Source organism: Nocardia sp. NPDC049707 (assembly GCF_040674855.1).
In the GTDB taxonomy this organism is placed as follows: domain Bacteria; phylum Actinomycetota; class Actinomycetes; order Mycobacteriales; family Mycobacteriaceae; genus Nocardia.
The window spans coordinates 47,564-63,469 of record NZ_JBFANN010000008.1 but is presented as its reverse complement, the minus strand read 5'-3'; the positions used below and the strand labels follow the sequence as shown (position 1 = coordinate 63,469).

Sequence of the window (15,906 nt, the reverse complement as noted above, 5' to 3'; positions counted from 1 at the left end):
GCCAGCGCTGACATCGATCGCCGCACGCGGCAGGTTCAGCTGGCCTGACAGGTGGGGCACCAGAAGAGGTTTCGGCCCTCCAGCACGCTGTGCGCGACGGGTGTGCCGCAGAGGCGGCATGGCGCGCCGGGACGGCGGTAGACGTAGGTGCGTGGGCGGTCGGCCGCGTAGGACGGTTCGCCGTGGTCGTGTTCGGGCCGGACGACGACCATCTTGCCGACCCGTACGCCCACCCGCATCAGCGCGACCAGATCGGTCCACATCGCGTGCCATTCGTCGGCGGTCAGCACGGTACCCGGTCGCTGTGGCGAAATGCCGTGCCGGAACAACAGTTCCGCGCGATACACATTGCCGACACCGGCGAGCACCTGTTGATCCATCAGCAGGGCGCCGATCGGCCTGCGCGAGCGGTGGATTCGCCGCCAAGCCCGTTCGGGATCGGCGCCACGCCGCAGCGGATCCGGGCCGAGTCGCTCGGTCAGCGCCGTTACCTCGGCGCGGGTGTACACCTCGCACGCGGTCGGGCCGCGTAAATCGGTGCCGTACAGGCGATCATCGGCCGACGCGTCGCCGACGACCCGCATCCGCACCTGTCCGACCGGCTCCCCCATCGGCAGCGGCACCTCGGTGAACACCCCGTACAGCCCGAGGTGCACGTGGACGACCAGACCCGACTCGTAGTGGTGCAGTAGGTGTTTGCCCCACGCATCCGCGCGCGTCAGCACCTGTCCATCGACTCGCGCGGCACCGGAGGCGAACTTGCCCTGCGGACTGGAGACGCGCACAACTCCCCCGGCAAAGCGTCGTTGATGCAACCGCGCGAGCCGATGCAGCGTATGGCCCTCAGGCATCGCAGGTCGAGGTCCTCTCCGGTCCGCTGTCTCACCTTGGCTTGCGAGACAGCGGATTTCGCCAGTGGTGTGTCAGTACGCCGGAACAGCCGGGGGCACACCGGTCTTCTCGTACTCGGCCAGGATGTCGATGCGGCGCTGGTGGCGCGGCTCCTCGGACCATGTGGTCGAGAGGAACGCATCCACGATCGCCAGCGCCTCTTCGGTGGAGTGCATGCGGCCACCGATGCCGATCAACTGGGCGTTGTTGTGCTCGCGGGCCAGTTGGGCGGTCTCCACGCTCCAGGCCAGGGCGCAGCGGGCGCCGGGCACCTTGTTCGCGGCGATCTGCTCACCGTTGCCGCTGCCGCCGAAGACCAGCCCGAGGCTGCCCGGATCGGCGACGGTGCGGCGGGCCGCCTCGATGCAAAAGGCGGGGTAGTCGTCGAGTGCGTCGTATTCGAGGGCGCCGCAATCGACGACATCGTGGCCCGCCTGCTCCAGATGGGCCTTGACGTGATTCTTCAGTTCGAAACCGGCATGGTCGGCACCCAGGTATACGCGCATGGCTGCGATTGTGTCAGGCGTGTTTCGCGGTGCCGCGAGAGGGCCGCGCAGCCACCATCAACACTGTTAGCCGCCGCGGCGAATCGACAGATGTGCCAGCGCGGTGTGCATCACGCCAACGGCATCGAACCTCGTCCCCGGTGAATGAATAGAGTTCTTCGCATGCAGCCGCACGACTCCCAGCCGCCTCAACAGGCGGGCGGACCCGCCGATCCCTATCCCGCACTGGGCGGATGGGCGCAGGCTCAGGACGCGACCGCCACACCGAATGAACCACCCGGGTACCCGTCGTCGCCCCAGTACCCCGCAGCGCCGTATCCCGGAATCCCCATACCCCAGTACGGGCCAACGCCCTATGGATACGAAGTTGCTCCGGTCCCGCCCGGTACGCCCCCGCAACGGCAGCCGCGCGGACTGTCCCCGTACGGCATGCCCGCACGGCACCCGTGGGAAATTCCACTGCTGGTCGTCGTCTGTGTGATCACCACGCTCGCGATGCTGATCGCGCTGGCGGTGTGCATCGATCTCGTCCTGGGGCAGAAGCAGCCGAGTATCTACGTGATCATCCTGGTCTTCGCGCCGATCGTGGTCTGGTTCCTGCGCGGTAGGAACTACGCGACCATGCGGGTCAACGGCGTCAAAATGTCGCCGACCCAGTTTCCGGAGGGCTATCAGCTGGTGGTCGAGGCGGCTGCCCGATTCGGGCTGGCCAAGGTGCCGGACGCCTACGTAGTGCTCGGCAACGGCCAGATCAATGCCTTCGCCTCCGGTCACGGGTTCCGGCGCTTTGTCGCGGTGTACAGCGATCTGTTCGAAATCGGCGGCGCCGCACGCGAACCCGATGCCCTCGCCTTCATCATCGGTCACGAAGTCGGACATATCGCGGCCGGGCACACCTCGTACTGGCGTCAGCTCGGCATGTTCGTTGCGCCGTCACTGCCGATCATCGGTAGCTCGCTGATCCGGTCCCAGGAGTACACCGCCGACAATCACGGCTACTGCAACCGACACGTCGGCGCATCGAGCGCCATGGGCACCCTCGCCGCGGGCAAATACCTGAACAAACTGGTCGGCTTCGACGAAATGGCCGATCGGGCCGCGGTCGAAAAGGGCTTTTTCGTCTGGATCACCAATGCCATGTCCTCACATCCGGTGTTGACCTGGCGGATGTGGGCACTGCGCGACCGCAGCAGGCACGGCAGGCTGTTCTTGCGGCCGACCCGACCGGCCGGTGTGCCGCCGGCCGGTCGGTACCCGAGCAGCTACGGCGAGGTTCCGGCGTTGCCGCCGAAACCCGTGCCGTAGCTCCGCGGTCAGTCGAAGGCCGGGTCCTCGGTCCTGGTCCGCTTCAGTTCGAAGAAGTGCGGGTAGTCGGCCAGCGTGACCGCCGCGTCCCACAGCTTCCCGGCCTCCTCGCCGCGCGGTATCCGCGACAGCACCGGACCGAAGAAGGCCGTGCCGTTGATATGGATGGTCGGGGTGCCGACATCCGGACCGACCTTGTCCATGCCCGCGTGATGGCTCTTGCGCAGCGCCTCGTCGAATTCGGTGCTCTCGGCGGCCGCGGCGAGTTCGGCGGGCAGGCCGACCTCGGCGAGCGAATCCGCGATCACCGCGGCGAGGGACTCCTTACGGGAGTCGCGCACGTACTCCTCGCGCCGGTTGTGGATGCGGGTGCCCATCGCGGTGTAGAGCGGGGAGAGCACCTTGTCACCGTGCTCCTGTGCGGCGGCGATGGCGACCCGAACCGGACCCCAGCCGGTGGCGAGCAGTTCCTCGTACTGCGGGGGCAACCCCTCCTTGCCCTCGTTCAGCACCGACAGGCTCATCACGTGGAAACGGGCCTCGATATCGCGGACCTGCTCGACCTCGAGGATCCAGCGGGAGGTGATCCAACACCAAGGGCACAGCGGGTCGAACCAGAAATCGGCAACATTCTTGGTGGTCGTCTCGCTCACAGACCTGTTCCTTCCATCGCACGCTCGTATCGCGCGGATTCACCGCGCCACTATTCGTGGCCAACCACGCGGGCGCACGATTCGTTCCCGGACCGGACACCGATTCTCCGAAAGGCGGACCCGGGTCCCAGTAGGGTTGACACGCAGGCGTCCGGTTCCCTCCGAAAAGGAGTCCGTCATGACCTCTGATCAGCATTTCGTCATCGTCGGCGGCGGGCTGGCCGCGGCCAAACTGGCGGAAGCACTGCGCGACAACGATTTCGCCGGAACCGTGACGCTGATCAGCGCCGAGGACTACCTGCCCTATGAGCGACCACCGCTGTCCAAGGAACATCTGACCGGGAAGAAATCGCTCGAGGAATTCACCGTCGATCCGGGCCAGTGGTACCGCGATCATCACATCGATGTCCGGCTCGGCACCGAGGTCGGCGCGATCGATCCGAGCGCGAAAACCGTGACGCTGCCGGATGGTTCGACGCTCGGCTACGACAAGCTCGCACTCGCCACCGGCTCGACACCGCGCCGTCTGCCGATTCCGGGCATGGACGCACGCCGGGTGTACACGTTGCGCACCATCGGCGATTCCGACAGCCTGATCGAGCTGTTCGGCTCGGCCCGGCGGCTGGTCATCATCGGGGCGGGCTGGATCGGGCTGGAGGTCGCCTCGGCCGCGCGTGCCGCCCGGGTCGAGGTCACCATTGTCGAATCAGCCGAACTGCCGCTGTTGGCGGCGCTCGGACCCGAGATGGGTCGGGTCTTCGCGGATCTGCACCGCGACCACGGCGTCGACCTGCGATTCGGCGCGCGGGTCGAGGCGATCACCACCCATCGAGTGGAGACGGATCTGGCGACCGGTGTCCGGCTCGCCGACGGCACCGTTATCGAGGGCGATGCGGTCCTCGTCGCGATCGGCGCCCGGCCGAATATCGAACTGGCCGCCGACGCCGGGTTGGCGATCGACGGTGGCGTACTCGTCGACGCGAGCCTGAGCACCAGCGACCCGAATATCGTTGCGGTCGGCGATATCGCCAGCGAACAGCATCCGCGGCTCGGGCGTCGAATTCGGGTGGAGCACTGGGCGAATGCGCTCAACCAGCCCGCCGTCGCGGCGCAGACCATGCTCGGCAAATCGGCCTCCTACGACCGCCTGCCGTACTTCTTCACCGACCAATACGACCTGGGTATGGAGTACACCGGATTCGCCGCACCCGGTGAGTATGCCCAGGTAGTCGTGCGCGGCGATGTGGCGAAACGCGAGTTCGTCGCGTTCTGGCTCGATGCCGACAACCGGGTCTTGGCGGGAATGAATGTGAACATCTGGGATGTCACCGACCGGATCAAGGAGCTGATCGGCCAGCAGGTCGATCCGGATCGGCTCGCCGACACCGCCGCGCCACTGTGATGCAGTCAGGATCGAGTATGGGTCGAATCGACGTTGCCAGTTCCGACCTGATCGCGAGCGCGCCGCAAGTGCGCACCGCCCGCTAGGAGACCCGATATGAAATACATGCTGCTCAAGACCTACGGACCCGCCGCCAATTGCGAAGTCCCGATCACCGAGTGGACGCCGGAGGAGATCAAGGCGCATATTGACTTCCAGCAGGCCCTCGGCGCGGAGTTGGCCAAATCCGGTGAGCTGGTGGACGCGCAGGGCCTGGCGGGGCCGGACGAGGCACGGCTGGTCAATTCCGACGGGCGCTCCGCACCCGTGATCACCGATGGGCCGTTCCCGGAAACCAAGGAGTTCCTGGCCGGATATTGGATTGTCGATGTGGAAAGTCCGGAGCGAGCGCTGGAGATCGCCGCACAGGCCTCGGCGGGCCCCGGACCCGGTGGGGCACCGATCGGTGAGTACATCGAGGTACGCGCGCTGATGGGTACCCCGGCGACCGAGCAATAGTCGGCGATGAACCGAGCAGTGCCGATCGAGGACCTGTTGCGCGAACTCGCACCACAGGTCCTCGGCACGTTGGTCCGCCGATTCGGCGATTTCGACACCGCCGAGGATGCGCTCCAGGAGGCGATGCTGGCAGCGGCCACCCAGTGGCCCGCCGATGGCTTGCCGGATAATCCACGTGGCTGGCTGATCCAGGTCGCACAGCGACGGATGGCCGATGCGGTGCGCGCTGATGTGGCTCGGCGACGCAGGGAAACAACGGTTTTCGAACGCCACATACCCGACGCGGAGACCTTCGACCGCGACGACACTCTCGCCATGTTCTTCCTCTGCTGCCATCCGGCACTCTCATCCGCGAGCGCCATCGCCCTGACCTTGCGCGCCGTCGGCGGGCTCGGCACCGCGGAGATCGCCAATGCCTTCCTGCTGCCGGAAACGACCATGGCGCAACGAATTACGCGCGCGAAGAAGAAGCTGGCCACCCTGGACCGCCCATTCGCCCGACCCGGTGACGCGGAATGGCACGAGCGACTCGGTGCCGTGCTACATGTGCTGTACCTGATCTTCAACGAGGGCCACACCACCACCACAGGTCCAGACCTACAGCGACCCGACCTCTCCAACGAAGCAATCCGCCTGATCAGGTCGATCCACCGGCTACTCCCCGACGACACCGAGGTCACCGGCCTGCTGGCACTCATGCTGCTTACCGACTCCCGGCGAACCGCCCGCACCGGAATCCACGGTGAACTGATCCCCCTCGCCGAACAGAACCGCGCACTATGGGACCGCGACCTGATCACCGAGGGCATCACATTGACGACCAGCACCCTCGCCTCCGGCCTCGCCGGCCCCTACCAAATCCAGGCCGCAATCGCCGTACTACACGCGAAGGCGCTGCGCGCCGAAGACACCGACTGGCACCGAATCCTGGCCCTGTACAACATAATCGAGCGCATCTCGAAGAACCCTATGGTCACCCTGAACCGCGCCGTCGCCACCGCCATGGTCCACGGCCCCGCCGCCGGACTAGAACTCGCCGACACCCTCGAAGACCAACTAGCCGGCAACCACCGCCTCGACGCCGTGCGCGGCCATTTACACGAAATGGCAGGCGATTTCCGCACAGCCATCGCCTACTACACCCGCGCCGCCAACCACACCACCAGCACCCCCGAACGCAACTACCTAACCTTGCGCGCCGCCCACCTCCGCCACCACCCCCTGAACCAGCGGAGGCCCCCATGGGAAGCCAAGCTGTAATGCAGAGCCATTCCCGATTGGCGCGGGGATGTGCCGATCCGAGTCAGAGATCGGTGCTGCGACGCAGTGAGCGAGCCGGTACGCACCCCGGAATGGCTGTGCGCCTTGGGTATTCGTGGTGGATATCCGGTCCGCAGATATCGTGGCTGGTCAGCGGCGTGCATTGACACAGATCCACCCCTCGCTGGATCCGCGTGTCTCATGCGCGCGCGATGCGGCAGGCGGCAGACTGCTTGGTGTGGCAGGCAAATTCAGTGCTGGGATTCTGTTGTTCCGCCGGAGTTCCGGTGCGGTCGAGGTGCTGATCGGGCATATGGGTGGACCGTTTTGGGTGCGCAAGGATGCTGGGGCCTGGTCGATTCCGAAGGGTGAGTACGAGCCGGAGCACGAAGACGCGGAGGCGGCCGCGGCGCGGGAATTCGTCGAGGAACTCGGGCTGCCGGTGCCCGAGGGCGAGCGGGTGCCGTTGGGCGAGGTCCGCTATGGCAGTGGCAAATCCACCAAGAACCTCACCGTCTGGGCCGTCGAGGGCGATGTGGACCCCTCCACAGTTGTCCCCGGCACCTTCGACATGGAATGGCCGCCCAAATCCGGCCGCCTCGCCACCTTCCCGGAAATCGACCGCGCCGCGTGGTTCGACCTGCCTACCGCCCGCGACAAACTCGGCACCGGCCAACGCCCCTATCTCGACCGACTCGCCGAACACCTCGCCTGACCGTCGCTATACACCGAACACTCTGCCGGTCACCGGCACTCCGGCCGACGGTGAGCACCCCGCAGACTGGGGAACCGGGCACCCCACACAAAGGTTGTCCGGTCCTAGGCGGGCTGCCCGGTGGCCAGCGAGTATGCGGCCCGGGGTCGCGCTGCCACTCGGCACGGGACACCGCCGGAACGGCACCCCACCGGTCACGCAGTACGCCGCGCCGCTCGCGCCGAAGGTCGGCAATGCATGCGCCGAAATCCTCCGGCGGTCAGCGCAAGCACGGCACCAATGTCAACGCTGCTGGGCAACACAGGACACCACCTCAGCTCGACGATCATCGCGATGTGCCGCCCAACTTCCCCGACAATCAGCGGAGCATGCCAGCCAACATCCCGCCGCTCACCGCGGTACGCCCGACGTCAGCGCGGCACACCACCCCAGGTCTGCCCGGTAATCAGCTCATACGCCTCCATGTACTTCTGGCGCGTGGCATCGACGATCTCAGCGGGGATCTCCGGCCCCGGGTACTCCTTGTTCCAGCCCGTGGAGGTCGACCAGTCGCGAACGAACTGCTTGTCGAAGGAGCGTTGAGGCCGGCCGGGTTCCCATTCGGCGCCGGGCCAGAAGCGGGAGGAGTCGGAGGTCAGTACTTCGTCGCCGAGGGTGAGAATGTCACTGTCCCAACCGAATTCGACCTTCGTGTCGGCGACTATGACGCCGCGCATGGCGGCGTGCGCGGCACCGCGGGTGTAGATGTGCAGAGTCAGGTCGCGCAACTGCTCGGCGACCTCGCGGCCCTCCTGATTCACCACATCAGCGAAGGTGATGGGCTCGTCGTGGCCCTCGGCGGCTTTACTGGTCGGGGTGAAGATCGGCTCGGGCAGTTTGTCGCCATCGCGCAGACCGGACGGTAGTGCGACGCCGGAGACCGTTCCGGTGCGCTCATATTCCTTCAGCCCCGATCCCGTCAGATAGCCGCGCGCGATGCATTCGACCTGCACCATCTTCAGCGGCTTGACCCGGATGCCGCGACCGGCGAACTCCGCGGGCACATCGGTCGCGGAGACCACATGGTTGGGCACCTCGGTGAAGTATTCGAACCACCAATTCGACAGCTGGGTCAGCAGTGCGCCCTTCTCCGGGATCGGCGTCGGCAGCACCACGTCGTAGACCGATACCCGGTCCGACGCCACGAGCAGCAGGGTGTCGCCGTCCTCGTAGAGGTCGCGCACCTTTCCGGCGTGGACATGCTTCACGTCGCAGCTCCGATCCTGGTCGATAGGGTTTATGGGAAAAAGTCCCGCGCGGGCAACCTTACCGAGGTGGCATTGTGGTGAGTGTTGTGCCCGCCGGGGGCCGCCCGCGCACGTTCTTCGAACCACGAAGGAGTCCAATGTCCGCACCGAATCTGACTCGCGACCAGGCAATCGAACGCGCCTCGACAGTGCAGGTCGAGAACTATCGCATCGAACTCGACCTGACCGACGGGGCAGGGCAGCCGGGCGAGCAGACCTTCTTCTCTCGCAGCACGGTCACTTTCACCGCGACCGCGGGCGCGAGCACGTTCATCGATATCGTCGCCCGCGGGGTCCGCTCCGCCGTGCTCAACGGCACGCCGATCGACATCGGCGACTATGACGAAGCCAAGGGCATCACCCTCACCGGTTTGGCCGAGCGCAACGAACTCGTCGTCGAGGCCGATTGCGAATACTCCAACACCGGTGAGGGCCTGCACCGCTTCGTCGACCCCACCGATGACGAGGTCTACCTGTACTCGCAGTTCGAAACCGCCGATGCCAAGCGCATGTTCGCCTGCTTCGATCAGCCGGATCTCAAGGCCACCTTCGATATCAGCGTCACCGCCGCGCCGAACTGGAAGGTCATTTCCAACGCCGCCGTGGTCGATACGCTCCTCGCCGACCCCGGCAAACACCTGTTCCGCACCACCCCGAGGATGAGCACCTATCTGGTCGCGCTCATCGCGGGCCCGTACGCGGAATGGACCGACGCCTACACCGACCATCACGGCACCATCCCGCTCGGCATCTACTGCCGTGCCTCACTCGCCGAACATATGGACGCCGAGCGCCTCTTCACCGAGACCAAGCAGGGGTTCGGCTTCTACCACAAGAACTTCGGTGTTCCGTACGCCTTCGGCAAGTACGACCAGCTGTTCGTCCCGGAGTTCAATGCGGGCGCGATGGAGAACGCGGGTGCCGTTACGTTCCTGGAGGACTACGTCTTTCGGTCCAAGGTGACCCGGGCGTCCTACGAGCGGCGCGCCGAGACCCTACTGCACGAGATGGCCCATATGTGGTTCGGCGATCTGGTCACCATGAAGTGGTGGGACGACCTGTGGTTGAACGAGTCGTTCGCGACCTTCGCCTCGGTGCTGTGCCAGTCCGAGGCGACCGAATACGCAAGTGCCTGGACCACGTTCGCGAATGTGGAGAAGTCCTGGGCCTACCGGCAGGACCAGCTGCCGTCCACCCATCCCATCGCCGCGGACATCCCGGACCTGCATGCGGTGGAGGTCAACTTCGACGGAATCACCTATGCCAAGGGCGCTTCCGTGCTCAAGCAGCTCGTCGCGTATGTCGGTCTGGAGCCGTTCCTCGCAGGTCTGCGCGCATACTTCACCGAACACGCCTACGGCAATGCCACTTTCGACGATCTGCTGTCGGCGCTGGAACAGTCCTCGGGCCGTGATCTGTCCGGCTGGGGCGCGCAATGGCTCAAGACCACCGGTTTGAATATCGTGCGGCCGGATTTCGAGGTCGACGCCGAGGGCAAATTCACCTCGTTCGCGGTGGTGCAGGAGGGTGCCGCACCGGGTGCCGGCGAACGTCGTGTCCATCGCCTCGCCGTCGGCGTCTACGACGACCAGGATGGAAAGCTGGTGCGCACCAAGCGCGTAGAGCTCGATCTCGATGCCGCCGACCGCACCGCTGTCCCCGAACTGGTCGGCGTCCCGCGCGGCACATTCGTGCTGGTCAACGATGACGACCTCACCTACTGCTCGGTGCGCCTCGACGCCGATTCGCTCGATGTGCTGGTGAACCGCATCGCCGATATCGCCGAACCGCTGCCCCGCACACTGGCCTGGTCGGCCGCATGGGAGATGACCAGGCAGGCCGAATTCCGGGCCCGCGATTTCGTCGCCCTGGTCCAGCGCGGTATCGGCGCCGAATCCGAAATCGGTGTGGTGCAACGACTCCTGATGCAGGCCAACACCGCGATCGGCAGCTACGCCGATCCGGAATGGACCGCCACCGTCGGCTGGCCCGAATACGCCAACCGGCTGCTGGAACTCGCCCGCGAGGCCGAGGCCGGTTCGGACCACCAACTCGCCTTCGTCAACGCACTCACCGGTGCCAAGCTGTCGGCCTGGCATACCGAGGTGCTGCGCGAACTGCTCGACGGCGATCCGGCGAAGGTCGGTCTCCCCGGGCTGATCGTCGATACCGATCTGCGCTGGCGGCTCGTCACCGCACTCGCCGCCGCCGGTGAGATCGACGCCGACGGTCTCGCCACTCCCATGATCGATACGGAGTTGTCCAACGATCCGACCGCGGCGGGTAAGCGGCACGCCGCGGCCGCGGCGACGGCCCGTCCGATCGCCGAGGTGAAGGAGCAGGCCTGGACGACGGTGATGACCGACGATTCGATCCCGAATATCACCGCCCGCTCGATCGTCGGCGGCTTCGCGCCCAACGGCCAGGGTGAGCTGCTGACGCCCTACGTGGAGCGCTACTTCGCCGAGATTCCCGCCGTCTGGGAGCGCCGCTCCAGCGAGGTCGCGCAGACCGTGGTCGTCGGGCTCTACCCGGCGTGGGCGATCAGCGAGGAAGCCGTCGCGGCGGCGGACAAATTCCTTGCCGATGACCATCCGCCGGCCCTGCGCCGCCTGGTGAGCGAGGGCAAGGCGGGCATCGAACGCTCGCTGCGCGCCCGCGCCTTCGACGCCCAGGACTGAAATACACACGGCGCGTTCACCTCAACCGAGGTGAACGCGCCGCAGGCGCAACGGTCAGCGACCGATGGCCGCGGCCATCACCCGAACCGCGGAGACCAGACCGTCGATGAGCTCGCCCTGCCGGAACGAACTCAGTGCGGCGGTGACGCCGAGCTGGCAGACGCGGTCATTGACGCGATCGGCGACCTCGCGGCCGGAGCGCACCTCGATGGCCTTGTCATTGGGCGAAACCGCGATGAGCACCGAATGCGCCGCCTCGGGGGTCGCGGGGAAGACCGCGTCCGCACCGGCGGCCGGATCCGCGCCGAGATCGCCGATGTAGACGTTGAAGCGCACCTTGGTCGCGCGGGTCGCCTCGGTGAGCACATTGTCCATGGTGAGCCGCTCGTCATCGCTGAACGGAGCTTCCTTGAACACCGCACCGGCCTCGTGCACGCCGGAGACCCGGCCGCTGCTGGTGACCACCGAACCGTGCGGCAGTTCGGATTCGACTACCGCCGGCCAATTAGAACTTGCCACTTGCCCGGCCTCCGATCAGCTCCACCTCGGTGGATTCGATTGCCGCATGGTGTCCATGCGACGACTCAGCGGTGTGGTGACCCGATCCGGTCACCTCGTCGGTGGCACTCCACAGCACGGCAGGCTGGGTCCACTTCTGACCGAGGTCGAAGTGAACCGGCTTCTCGCCGGGCAGTGGCTTGCCGAGAAACGACAATCCGGCGATCGCGCCGTAGATCACCAGCGGAATGCCGAGGAAGATCAGCACTGTCTCGAGAATGCTCACGAACTAACGGTAGACGATCGTGTGTAGTAGTTCGCGCTCTGGTCGAACTCGTGTTGCCCGGTCACACCAGCCAGGCGGCGGCATTCGCGGGCAACTGTCCGTTCACCGGCGGTGCGCTGACCAGCAGTACGTCACCGGGCGGCAGCGAGATCGGCGCGGGCGAGGCGTTCAGTACGCAGACCAGTCCACCGGTGCGCCGGAAGGCGAGACAACCCGCCGGGCTGCCGTACCACTCGATCCGCGGACCCGCGAATTCCGGTCGGACACTGCGTAATTCGATTGCCAAGCGGTAGAGCGACAGCGTGGAACGCAACTCCTCCAACTGCGCCTCGACCGAGGACGACGCCCACTCCGGCGGTATCGGAAGCCAGGACCGCGCCGCCGTGGTGAAGCCGAACGGCGGCGCCGCACCCTCCCACGGAATCGGCACCCGACAGCCGTCGCGGCCGCGCTCGGTATGTCCGGAGCGTTCCCAGACCGGATCCTGCAGTACTGCCTCGGGCAGATCGTCCACATTCGGCAGTCCGAGTTCGGCGCCGTTGTAGATGAAGACCGCACCGGGCAGCGCCAACTCCACCATGATCATCGCGCGGGCCCGCGCCACCCCGACGGGGCCGCCACCGTAGCGGGTGACCTCGCGCTCGATGTCATGGTTGGACAGGGTCCAGGTGGGCGAGGCGCCCACCGGCGCGACGGCCGCGAGCGAATTGTCGATGGCGGCCCGCACGGTATCGGCGGCGAATTCCGTCTCGGCGAGGCGGAAATTGAAAGCCAGGTGCAGTTCGTCCGGTCGGACGTACTCGCCGAAGCGGGTGTTGTCATCGACCCATACCTCACCGATCGACACCGCGTTCGGGTACTCGTCGAGCACCTTGCGGATGCGGCGGTGGATCTCGTGCACATGAGGATTGTTGAAGCGCGGATCGCTGTCGTCGTGCACGAGCATCTTGGTCTCGACGCGTTCCATATCGGGCAGGCCGTCCGGTTTGGCCATGCCGTGCGCGACATCGAGGCGGAAGCCGTCGACGCCGCGGTCGAGCCAGAACCGCATCGTCTGCTCGAAATCGGCGGCGACCTCGGGATTCTGCCAGTTCAGATCGGGTTGTTCCCGCGCGAAGATATGCAGGTACCACTGGCCGGGCGTGCCGTCGGGCTCGGTGATCCGAGTCCAAGCGGGTCCACCGAAGATGCTCGGCCAGTTGTTCGGCGGCGTGGCGCCGTCGGGTCCGCGGCCGTCGCGGAAGATGTAACGCTCGCGTTCGTGGCTGCCGGGCGCGGCGGCCAGCGCCGCGGTGAACCACGGATGCTGGTCACTGGTGTGGTTCGGCACCAGGTCCATGGTGACCTTGAGATTGCGGTCGTGCGCCTCCGCGATCAGCGCGTCCATTGCCGCCATGCCGCCGAACAGCGCGTCGATATCGCGCGGATCGGCGACGTCGTAGCCGCCGTCGGCCATCGGCGAACGCATCACCGGACAGATCCAGAGCGCGTCGACCCCGAGTAGTTCGAGATAGCCGAGCTTCTCGCGAACGCCACCGAGGTCGCCGATCCCGTCACCGTCGGAGTCCGCGAAGGATCTCGGATAGACCTGGTAGAACACGGCCGACCGCCACCAAGGTTGGACGGTGCGATCCCCCGACGCCGGCACGGCAGGTGTATCAGTCACATCCGCAATAGTGCCAAAGATTTCGGTGAATTCGCCCAGGCTCAGCGATATTCATCGATATCTGGCAAATATTCAGCGTTGCAAGCCTCGAGTCGAAACCCTGTCGCTGACCCGGAACCAGCGGGAAATACCTCACCGAGCCACATTCATCAGCGAATTTGCCGCCATCTCCAGATAGTCGAGCAACGCCTTGCGATGCTCATCGTCCAGTACCGCCGGTTCGATCTCCGCCACGCCGATGCGCATACAGCGCAGCCAGGCATCGCGCTCAACCGAACCGATTTCGAACGGCATATGCCGCATCCGTAGCCGCGGATGTCCCCGTTCTTCGGAGTAGGTGCGCGGACCACCCCAGTACTGCTCGAGGAACATGCGCAGGCGCCGCTCGGCCGGTCCGAGGTCCTGCTCCGGGTACAGCGGGCGCAGCACCTCATCGGCTGCCACCTCGCGATAAAACGTCGCGACGATCCGTTGGAACGTTTCCGCTCCGCCGATCGCCTCGTAGAACGACGTGGCTGTTTGCTCGCCGGAACTCATCGGATCCTCTCGATCGGGCCAATCTGCCGCCGTCCATTGTGCCCGCGTTACGGACGGGCGGCCCTTCAACCACAGTTCACCCGACATTGTGCGAAATCACCGTGCAATGGCGGGCGTTCCATGGTCAACTGGGGGGCAGTCTCTGCCGAGATACCACATGATCTTGATGATGAAGAAACCGGGGTCACTTATGAAGCAGCGGCACGGCCGATCACGTGAGGCCAGGACGCACCGACAACTCCAGCCCGCCGACGTCCACAATCGTGGGTCGGGGGCCACTCCGCTGCACATCTTGTCCGATTACTATCCGGGTGCCCATCGCACCGATGAGCCCGCTCACCACAATTCGCACCTCACGCCGGTCCAGAACGAGACCGCCAATTGGTTGAAGCGCCGGGTGCTGCTTCTCAATGCCACCTACGAGCCGCTCACCGCGCTGTCCGCACGCCGCGCCGTGGTGCTCCTGATCTGCGATAAAGCCGATACCGTTCACCACGACCCGCAGGGCTCGGTGGTGCATTCCGCCGAATCCGCCGTCACGATTCCGTCGGTCATCCGGCTGCGCAGCTACGTCCATGTGCCCTATCGGGCGCGCGTCCCGATGACCCGGGCCGCCCTCATGCATCGTGACCGCTACCGCTGCGGGTATTGCGGCGGCAAGGCGGAGACCATCGATCACGTCATCCCGCGCAGTCGCGGCGGCGAGCATTCCTGGGAGAACTGCGTCGCGAGTTGCGCCCCGTGTAACCACCGCAAGGCGGACAAACTGCTCAGCGAGCTGGGGTGGACGTTGCGTTCGCCGCTGATCTCGCCGAAAGGTCCGCATTGGCGGCTGTTGTCGACCACCGCGGAGCTGGATCCGGTGTGGTTGCAGTATCTCGGCGAGGGTGCGGCCTAGAGCTTGTCGACCCGGCCCGAGGGGCCCGCGCAGTATCTCGGGCGAGGCGCAGCCTGACGCTCGTGGGCAGGGCGCGGTCCGAGGGGTTCGCGCATCGGCCTGGGCGAGATAATGCGCGGACCCCGGTCTTCGGACGAACCGGTCGGGAATCATGTGTACTCGACGACCAGCGTTGCCCAGGTGCCGGGTTCGAGTGCCTCGAAGACGTGCGGCTCGTCGCCCGGGTAGGCGATGTAGTCGCCGGGCGCTAGTTCGACCGGTGTGTCGATCGGGCCGACGAGCGCGTGTCCACTGGCCAGGAGTATGTGCTCGACAACGCCGGGAATATGCGGCACCGATTCGCGCGCATGACCGGGTTCGGCCGTGATCCGGAACAGATCACGGCGCGAGTTGGCCGGCCCCGCCGCCAGCAGCGTCGCGCGGTACTCGGACTTGGCGGCCGCGACCACCGGCCCCTCCCCGGCACGAATGACGTGAACTGTGGGGCGCGGCGGGTCGAGCAGCCGCGAGAAGGGCATGTCCAGCGCGACGCACAGTGCCCATAAGGTCTCCAGGCTCGGATTGCCGGTACCCGATTCCAGTTGGGACAGTGTGGATTTCGCGACGCCCGCACGGTTGGCGACCTCGGTGAGCGACAGCCCGGCGCGCGTGCGCTCGCGGCGCAGCGCGGCGGCGATCACTGCCTGCGGCGTCGTCGGATCCTGCTCCATGCACACTCCCGTCGACTAGGGGGATGGCAGGCCGGCGGAGCCGGCCGGGGTGGGTGATTACAGTTGACCGCCCAACGGAGAACCGTTTTGACGAATCGCCCCGCCATGTTCACT

The 15,906-nt window shown here is 66.0% G+C and carries 16 protein-coding genes; 7 read left to right on the top strand and 9 right to left on the bottom strand.

Annotated features, from left to right (window positions below; genetic code table 11):
- Positions 1 to 35: 35 nt before the first annotated feature.
- Positions 36 to 851: a DNA-formamidopyrimidine glycosylase family protein gene (locus AB0J29_RS10470; RefSeq protein WP_364782539.1), complete on the bottom strand. Its 816-nt coding sequence runs from the start codon at positions 849 to 851 to the stop codon at positions 36 to 38.
- A gap of 72 nt (positions 852 to 923) precedes the next feature.
- Positions 924 to 1,397, bottom strand: a complete 474-nt coding sequence (locus AB0J29_RS10465; protein WP_364782536.1) for a ribose-5-phosphate isomerase — start codon at positions 1,395 to 1,397, stop codon at positions 924 to 926.
- A gap of 162 nt (positions 1,398 to 1,559) precedes the next feature.
- Between AB0J29_RS10465 and AB0J29_RS10460 the strand changes: the two genes are divergently transcribed.
- Positions 1,560 to 2,702, top strand: coding sequence for a M48 family metalloprotease (locus tag AB0J29_RS10460; RefSeq protein ID WP_364782533.1), 1,143 nt, complete (start codon positions 1,560 to 1,562; stop codon positions 2,700 to 2,702).
- An 8-nt stretch (positions 2,703 to 2,710) separates the two neighbouring features.
- Here AB0J29_RS10460 and AB0J29_RS10455 read toward each other — a convergent pair whose 3' ends face one another.
- Positions 2,711 to 3,355: a DsbA family protein gene (locus AB0J29_RS10455; RefSeq protein ID WP_364782530.1), complete on the bottom strand. Its 645-nt coding sequence runs from the start codon at positions 3,353 to 3,355 to the stop codon at positions 2,711 to 2,713.
- A 178-nt stretch (positions 3,356 to 3,533) separates the two neighbouring features.
- Here AB0J29_RS10455 and AB0J29_RS10450 point away from each other — a divergent pair, with 178 nt between their 5' ends.
- The 4 genes from AB0J29_RS10450 to AB0J29_RS10435 all read left to right on the top strand — a co-directional run bounded on the left by AB0J29_RS10450 (position 3,534) and on the right by AB0J29_RS10435 (position 7,230).
- Positions 3,534 to 4,757 (top strand): FAD-dependent oxidoreductase, encoded by a 1,224-nt coding sequence (locus AB0J29_RS10450; protein WP_364782527.1) that lies wholly within the window; start codon positions 3,534 to 3,536, stop codon positions 4,755 to 4,757.
- 96 nt (positions 4,758 to 4,853) lie between these two features.
- Complete coding sequence (locus tag AB0J29_RS10445) at positions 4,854 to 5,255, top strand: YciI family protein (RefSeq protein ID WP_364782525.1); 402 nt, start codon at positions 4,854 to 4,856, stop codon at positions 5,253 to 5,255.
- Positions 5,256 to 5,261: 6 nt separating this feature from the next.
- Positions 5,262 to 6,515, top strand: coding sequence for a DUF6596 domain-containing protein (locus AB0J29_RS10440; protein WP_364782522.1), 1,254 nt, complete (start codon positions 5,262 to 5,264; stop codon positions 6,513 to 6,515).
- Between the two features lie 238 nt (positions 6,516 to 6,753).
- Positions 6,754 to 7,230 carry an NUDIX domain-containing protein gene (locus tag AB0J29_RS10435; protein ID WP_364782520.1) on the top strand — a complete coding sequence of 159 codons (477 nt, stop codon included), beginning with the start codon at positions 6,754 to 6,756 and terminating at the stop codon, positions 7,228 to 7,230.
- 410 nt (positions 7,231 to 7,640) lie between these two features.
- On the opposite strand, the gene AB0J29_RS10430 is transcribed toward AB0J29_RS10435, so the two are convergent.
- Complete coding sequence (locus AB0J29_RS10430; protein WP_364782517.1) at positions 7,641 to 8,477, bottom strand: phosphoribosylaminoimidazolesuccinocarboxamide synthase; 837 nt, start codon at positions 8,475 to 8,477, stop codon at positions 7,641 to 7,643.
- A 137-nt stretch (positions 8,478 to 8,614) separates the two neighbouring features.
- On the opposite strand from AB0J29_RS10430, the gene pepN reads away from it, so the two are divergent.
- Entirely contained in the window at positions 8,615 to 11,197 is a 2,583-nt protein-coding gene (gene pepN, locus AB0J29_RS10425) for an aminopeptidase N (protein WP_364782514.1), read from the top strand.
- 54 nt (positions 11,198 to 11,251) lie between these two features.
- Here pepN and AB0J29_RS10420 read toward each other — a convergent pair whose 3' ends face one another.
- From AB0J29_RS10420 to AB0J29_RS10405, 4 genes are all read right to left on the bottom strand, one after another.
- On the bottom strand, positions 11,252 to 11,716 hold the full coding sequence (locus AB0J29_RS10420; RefSeq protein WP_364782511.1) for a DUF5130 domain-containing protein: 465 nt from the start codon (positions 11,714 to 11,716) through the stop codon (positions 11,252 to 11,254).
- Positions 11,703 to 11,981 carry a hypothetical protein gene (locus AB0J29_RS10415; RefSeq protein WP_364501213.1) on the bottom strand — a complete coding sequence of 93 codons (279 nt, stop codon included), beginning with the start codon at positions 11,979 to 11,981 and terminating at the stop codon, positions 11,703 to 11,705. The genes AB0J29_RS10420 and AB0J29_RS10415 overlap by 14 nt, the downstream gene beginning before the upstream one ends.
- A gap of 61 nt (positions 11,982 to 12,042) precedes the next feature.
- A complete protein-coding gene (locus AB0J29_RS10410; RefSeq protein ID WP_364782508.1) occupies positions 12,043 to 13,647 on the bottom strand; it encodes a glycoside hydrolase family 13 protein in 1,605 nt (534 codons plus the stop codon).
- A 132-nt stretch (positions 13,648 to 13,779) separates the two neighbouring features.
- The gene (locus AB0J29_RS10405) at positions 13,780 to 14,184 is read right to left on the bottom strand and encodes a globin (protein ID WP_364782505.1); all 405 of its coding nucleotides are present in this window, start codon (positions 14,182 to 14,184) and stop codon (positions 13,780 to 13,782) included.
- A gap of 190 nt (positions 14,185 to 14,374) precedes the next feature.
- On the opposite strand from AB0J29_RS10405, the gene AB0J29_RS10400 reads away from it, so the two are divergent.
- A complete protein-coding gene (locus AB0J29_RS10400) occupies positions 14,375 to 15,082 on the top strand; it encodes an HNH endonuclease (RefSeq protein ID WP_364782834.1) in 708 nt (235 codons plus the stop codon).
- Between the two features lie 149 nt (positions 15,083 to 15,231).
- On the opposite strand, the gene AB0J29_RS10395 is transcribed toward AB0J29_RS10400, so the two are convergent.
- Positions 15,232 to 15,792 (bottom strand): XRE family transcriptional regulator, encoded by a 561-nt coding sequence (locus AB0J29_RS10395; protein ID WP_364782502.1) that lies wholly within the window; start codon positions 15,790 to 15,792, stop codon positions 15,232 to 15,234.
- Between the last annotated feature and the right edge of the window lie 114 nt (positions 15,793 to 15,906).